This is a genomic window from Streptomyces flavofungini, assembly GCF_041028215.1.
In the GTDB taxonomy this organism is placed as follows: Bacteria; Actinomycetota; Actinomycetes; order Streptomycetales; family Streptomycetaceae; genus Streptomyces; species Streptomyces flavofungini_B.
This window is the reverse complement of the sequence record NZ_JASKYR010000602.1, coordinates 1-5,162: the sequence shown is the minus strand read 5'-3', so window position 1 is coordinate 5,162 and position 5,162 is coordinate 1. Positions and strand designations below refer to the sequence as shown.

The window sequence follows — 5,162 nt, the reverse complement described above, 5'->3', positions numbered from 1 at the left end:
CATGGGCGCGGTACTGGTGACCTGGGGCGTCGTCCTGCTCTCGGCCCTCTCCACCCGCGAGACGGCCGACGACCGGGCAGCGCCCGCCCATGCCCGGTGAACCCGCCCCGGGCCSGCACCGACACCCCTCAACGAGGGCTGCGCGCCATGAAGACGTCCACCGGGTCCTCGGTCTCGACCAGGAACCCGTGCCGCTCGTAGAGCCGCCGCGCCGGACTGCCCCGCAGCACGTTCAGCCGTACGGGCACTCCGTCGCGGTCGCACCGGCCGAGCAGTTCGCGCAGCACGGCCGAGCCGACGCCGCCGCCCTGGAGGTCGGGAGCGAGATAGAAGTGCTCCAGCCAGCGGGTCTCCCCGCGAGGGGGGCCGTCGCAGGCGGCGGCACCGGCGGGGCGCAGTGCCACACATCCGGCGAACCCGTCGGCCACCTCGATGATCCAGGTATGGTCCGGCTCGAAACCGTCCCGCAGACGCTGCCGCACCCGGTGGGCGTCGTACCGCCCGAGCCGTTCGAGATCCGCGCGCAGCACGACGGCCCGCAGCTCGGCCACCGCCTCGACGTCCGCTTCCGACGCCGGTCGTATCTTCCAGTCCGCCATGATCGCAACGCTAGCGTTGCCCACGCACGCCGAGGAGCGCGGGCGCGGCGAACCCGTGCGCCGCTCAGGCGTCGATGAGGCGCAGGTTGTTGCCGCACGGCGTCGGGTGTGCGGCCAGGCGCTCGCGCAGGGCGAGTCCGGGGCTGGTGCGGATGAGCAGGCGGTAGGGCGGGGTGAGGCTGTTGGCCAGGGTGATGAGGATGTCCAGGACGCTGTTGGCGACGTAGTTGACGCGGGTCAGGTCCAGGGTGATGTCGTGGGTGGTGTGGCGCTGTTCGGTCAGGGCGACGGTCAGGACGCTCTTGTGCGAGCCGAGGACTTCGCCGAACAGGGATACGCCGTGGGCGGTGTCGGAGGGCACGATGAGCAGCTGGTCGTCGGCGAAGAATCCACGCATGAGGAGTCCCGGGGGCCGGGCACCGTCGAGACTGGCGAAGCGAGCCGCAGGGATGCGCTGGGGGAGCGGCCCATCTCGCGGTGCCGATGAAGCGGGCTCGGATCCCGCTGGTACAGCCGCTGGCGGAGGGGCCCCGCTCCGGGCCCGATAGATCGCCGGTATGCGCCTGCCGCGCTGACGACAGGCAGCCATGCCACGGACTATGCCAGTAGCGTACCCGCAACGCGGCCTAAGTAAAGGTGTGCGGAGCGCCCATATTGCCTTCGCGATGCAGGAAAGTCCGGCCTGCGGCGCCTGGATTGCAAGGGTGTGGCGGGCTGGCCTGGGCGGGGGCGGACCGTCCCCGACTGGCGTTCGGACCGGCCGGACGACGGCCGCGAGCATCTCGGTGCCACGCCGCGGTCAGCCCGTGAGTACGCCAGTGACCTCAGCGGCGACGGTGCGCGGTTGATCCTCGTGAGCGGATACCGCCGTCCCTCACGTATCACGGGAGCGGTGCCGCTCTTCCGGCGTGGGCGAGCGGCAGCGCCGACTGCACCAGGGGGCCTTCGGCCGACCCGTACCGCAGCACTCGCCTCAGCGGGCGGCCGACGGGTGACAGACCCGAGTGACGCGGTGAGGCGCGGAGCCGTGGCCCCGCGCCCCCCTTCAAGCACCGGGCCTCTTGAGGGGCACCTCGGCCGTGGCGTCGTGGGTGAAACCGCTGCCCTCCGCGGCGGTGAGCGGAACTCTGGGCGCGTGGCTGTTGAGGTAGGTGAGGCAGCGTCCCAGGTCGGCGAGCAGCAGGTCGGCCATGTCGTGGCTGAAGCCGTGCCGGATCACCGCGCGCATGATCGTCTCGTCGCCGCGATCGGCGGGCAGTGGGTAGGCGGCGGTCAGCCAGCCGCGGGCGCGCAGCCGGTCGGACAGGTCGTAGAGGCTGAAGGGCTGCTCGCCGGTCAGGCGCCAGGAGACGGCGGTGATGCCGCGCCGCGGGTCACCGTCGTGCAGGATCTCGAAGGGGCCCGCCTTGACCAGGCCCTCGGCCAGGTGCTGCGCGACGGAGTAGATGGCGCTCTGGAGGCGTGTGTACCCGGCCCGGCCCAGGTGGATGAAGGCGTGGTAGGAGGAGATGGCCTGCCCGCCGGGACGGGAGAAGTTGAGGTTGAACGTGGGCAGGTCGCCGCCGAGATAGTTCACGTTGAAGACCAGCTCATCGGGCAGGTCGGCGGGCTCCCGCCAGAGCGCCCACCCGGACCCCAGCGGTGCGTGGCCGGTCTTGTGCCCGGAGGCGTTGATGGACTTCACCCGCGGGAGGCGGAAGTCCCAGGGCAGGTCGGGAGCGGTGAACGGGGCCAGGAAGCCGCCGCTCGCCGCGTCCACATGAATCGGGATGTCCCAGCCGCGTTCGCGCCGCACCGCGTCCAGGGCGGCGCTGATCCCGGCGACGTCCTCGAACAGGCCGGTGAAGGTCTGCCCGAAGGTGGCGACGACCATGATGGTGTTCTCGTCGCAGTACCGCGCCACCTGCTCGGGCTCCAGCTTCAGCCGGTCGCCCGTCAGCGGCACCTCGCGGATCTCCACGTCGAAGTACCGGGCGAACTTCTCCCAGCACACCTGCACCGGGCCGCACACGAAGTTGGGCGTGCCGGTACCGCCCCCGGCCCGCCAGCGGAACTTGGCGGCGAGCCCGCCCAGCATCGCCGCCTCACTCGACCCGGTGGTCGAGGTGCCCGGCGCGGACGCCGCGTCGGGGGCGCGCCAGAGATCGGCGAGCATCCGCACACAGCGCTGCTCCAGCTCGGCGGTCTGGGGGTACTCGTCCTTGTCGACGATGTTCTTGTCGACGGTCTCGGCCATGAGCCTTCGCGCGTTGTCCGACATCCACGTGGTGCAGAACGTCGCCAGGTTCATCCGCGAGACCCCGTCGAGCAGCAGCTCGTCGTGGACCAGTTGATACGCCGCGTCCGCGGGCAGCCCCGTCTCCGGAAAGCCGCCCTTCGGCGCTCCCTTGCCCAGGGCCGGCAGAGCGAAGATGTCGTCGAATTCCTCGTGCACCGCAACGCCTCCAGACCAGAGTGTTACAGAGAGCCATTAAATCGCACTTTAGTGGCATTGCTGTGCGCACAGGCCCGGCCGTGCACGCACATCAACGCTGCCGCGCGCCACCGGCAAGGTCGGCGGCGCGCGGCAGCTGGCGCGGCAGGGGCACCGAGCGGCACCCCTGCCACGTCATACGACCCGTCAGTCGTTGACGCAGGTGTTGCCGAAGGCCGGGTTGAGCAGACCGATGACATTGACGGAGTTGCCGCACACGTTGACGGGAACGTGCACGGGGATCTGGAGAACGTTGCCCGAGATGACGCCGGGGGAGTTCTGGGCCGCGCCGGAAGCGCCGGCGTCAGCGGTGGCCAGGCCCGCTGCTCCGATGACGAGGGCGCCGGCGCCGAGCGCGATGCTCATCGTCTTCTTGGTGACGGACATGATGGGTTCTCCTTGAGTTCGGCAGTGCATACGGGCGCCCGACCGCCACGACACGGTGTCGCCTGCGGCTGGAGCAGCACACTCACGGGCGCCCGCCGTGATCAACGCCGCTCACGGGTTGGAGACACGCCCATTTCACACTCGCCGCGCGCAATCGCGATGAGCAGGCCACGAGCGGGGTGCCCGCAGCTGCTTCTTCGGCTCCGCCCAGGTGCTCCGCCCAGGCAGCTCCGCCCAGGCAGCTCCGCGACACATCGGCAGCCGACGACCGTGTCCAGTGGTCGCGTCAGGCCTCAGCCGTTCCCTCCCGGTGGAAGCCCTCATCCCTCTCGCCCGGCCCCACGCCTCGCACCCAGGGTGCTTCCAAGCACCCCACCGATTGGTGTCGGGGACGGTGAGCAGCAGCAGCGGCAGCGGCCGGACGGAGTGACCTAATCCACACTCGGGGCCGGTCCCGGAGGGCGTCCGGCGGTCGTGTTCCGTCAACTCCCGTGCCCAGTCGGTTCATGATGCCGCGTCGGCTGCGCGGAACGGCTCCGCTCCGGCGTCGTACGCCACCAGCGGGCCCAGTGCCCCCGCAGCGGCGGTATAAGGTCTGCACATGAAAATCACTTCCATTAAGTGGTTGGCGGGGGCCTTCGTCCTGCTTCCCGGGCTCGCCGCCTGCGGGGCGAGTGACTCCGGCTCCCCGAAGCACGCGACCGCAGCGCGTCCGGCAGGCGCGGTCGTCGACTCCTGCGGCACGAAGCTGAAGGTGTCCGAACCGCCCAAGCGGGCGATCGCACTGGAACAGAACGCCACCGAGATCATGCTCAGCCTGGGGCTGGCGGACCGAATGGTGGGCACCTCCTACCAGACCGACCCGGTACTCCCCGCGCTGGCCGCCGACTACAAGAGGGTCCCGGTCCTCTCGGACCGGTACGCCAACCACGAGGCGACCCTCGCCAAGGAGCCGGACTTCCTCTACTCCACGCTCTCCTCGGCCTACGCGGACGAAGCCGCGGGCCCCCGGTCGGGCTGGAAACACCTCGACGTCCCGGCCTACCTATCCGTCCACGACTGCGAGAACTCCAAGCTGACGCCCGACGAGGTGCGCTTCGACGCCGTCTTCGACGAGATCAAGGACATCGCCACCATCTTCGGCGTCCGGCCGCGCGGAGAGAAGGTCGTCGAGGGACTGCGCACCCGGCTCGACCGGGCCGTACACCACATACCCAAGGGCATCGACGCCGACCTGATGTGGTACTACTCCGGCACCACCACGCCCTACATCGCCGGACACGGCGGACTCCCCTCCACCGTCGGCGAACTCACCGGCCTCGACAACGCCTTCGACGACATCCACCAGAAGTGGCCGGAGGGCAACTGGGAGGAGATAGCCGAGCGCGATCCGGATGTCATCGTCCTGGCGGATCTGACCCGCGGCGGGGACGGGGACAGCGCGGCGGCCAAGAAGAAGTTCCTCCGGACCAACCCCGTCACCTCCCGGCTCCGCGCCGTGCGCGAGAACCGCTTCATCGTGGTGCCCGGCTCGGCCATGGACCCCTCCGTCCGCAGCGTCGGCCTGGTGGAGGAGCTCAGCAAGGGCCTGGCCAAGCTCTACGGCTGACCCCGCCCCCATCCGGTCGGCTCCCACCCGGCCCGTCCCGACCCGCTCCTCATCCTTCGGCACCCACCGCCGTCCGCCCTGCCCAGACCTGACC

5 protein-coding genes are annotated in these 5,162 nt (G+C 70.4%); 1 reads left to right on the top strand and 4 read right to left on the bottom strand.

Annotated elements, in window-relative coordinates; genetic code table 11:
- Positions 1 to 128: 128 nt before the first annotated feature.
- From AB8Z36_RS30705 to AB8Z36_RS30690, 4 genes are all read right to left on the bottom strand, one after another.
- Positions 129 to 599 (bottom strand): GNAT family N-acetyltransferase, encoded by a 471-nt coding sequence (locus AB8Z36_RS30705; RefSeq protein WP_369216660.1) that lies wholly within the window; start codon positions 597 to 599, stop codon positions 129 to 131.
- Positions 600 to 663: 64 nt separating this feature from the next.
- Complete coding sequence (locus AB8Z36_RS30700) at positions 664 to 996, bottom strand: hypothetical protein (protein ID WP_369216659.1); 333 nt, start codon at positions 994 to 996, stop codon at positions 664 to 666.
- A gap of 648 nt (positions 997 to 1,644) precedes the next feature.
- Positions 1,645 to 3,033 carry a glutamate decarboxylase gene (locus tag AB8Z36_RS30695; RefSeq protein WP_369216658.1) on the bottom strand — a complete coding sequence of 463 codons (1,389 nt, stop codon included), beginning with the start codon at positions 3,031 to 3,033 and terminating at the stop codon, positions 1,645 to 1,647.
- A gap of 186 nt (positions 3,034 to 3,219) precedes the next feature.
- Complete coding sequence (locus AB8Z36_RS30690; protein WP_369216657.1) at positions 3,220 to 3,459, bottom strand: chaplin; 240 nt, start codon at positions 3,457 to 3,459, stop codon at positions 3,220 to 3,222.
- A gap of 601 nt (positions 3,460 to 4,060) precedes the next feature.
- Here AB8Z36_RS30690 and AB8Z36_RS30685 point away from each other — a divergent pair.
- A complete protein-coding gene (locus AB8Z36_RS30685; protein WP_369216656.1) occupies positions 4,061 to 5,068 on the top strand; it encodes an ABC transporter substrate-binding protein in 1,008 nt (335 codons plus the stop codon).
- The last annotated feature ends 94 nt before the right edge of the window (positions 5,069 to 5,162 follow it).

What these genes read in the sequence shown, in the direction of transcription:
- AB8Z36_RS30705 (WP_369216660.1), bottom strand. Translation starts at nt 599, where the DNA reads ATGGCGGACTGGAAGATACGACCGGCGTCGGAAGCGGACGTCGAGGCG.
- AB8Z36_RS30700 (WP_369216659.1), bottom strand. Translation starts at nt 996, where the DNA reads ATGCGTGGATTCTTCGCCGACGACCAGCTGCTCATCGTGCCCTCCGAC.
- AB8Z36_RS30690 (WP_369216657.1), bottom strand. Translation starts at nt 3,459, where the DNA reads ATGTCCGTCACCAAGAAGACGATGAGCATCGCGCTCGGCGCCGGCGCC.
- AB8Z36_RS30685 (WP_369216656.1), top strand. Translation starts at nt 4,061, where the DNA reads ATGAAAATCACTTCCATTAAGTGGTTGGCGGGGGCCTTCGTCCTGCTT.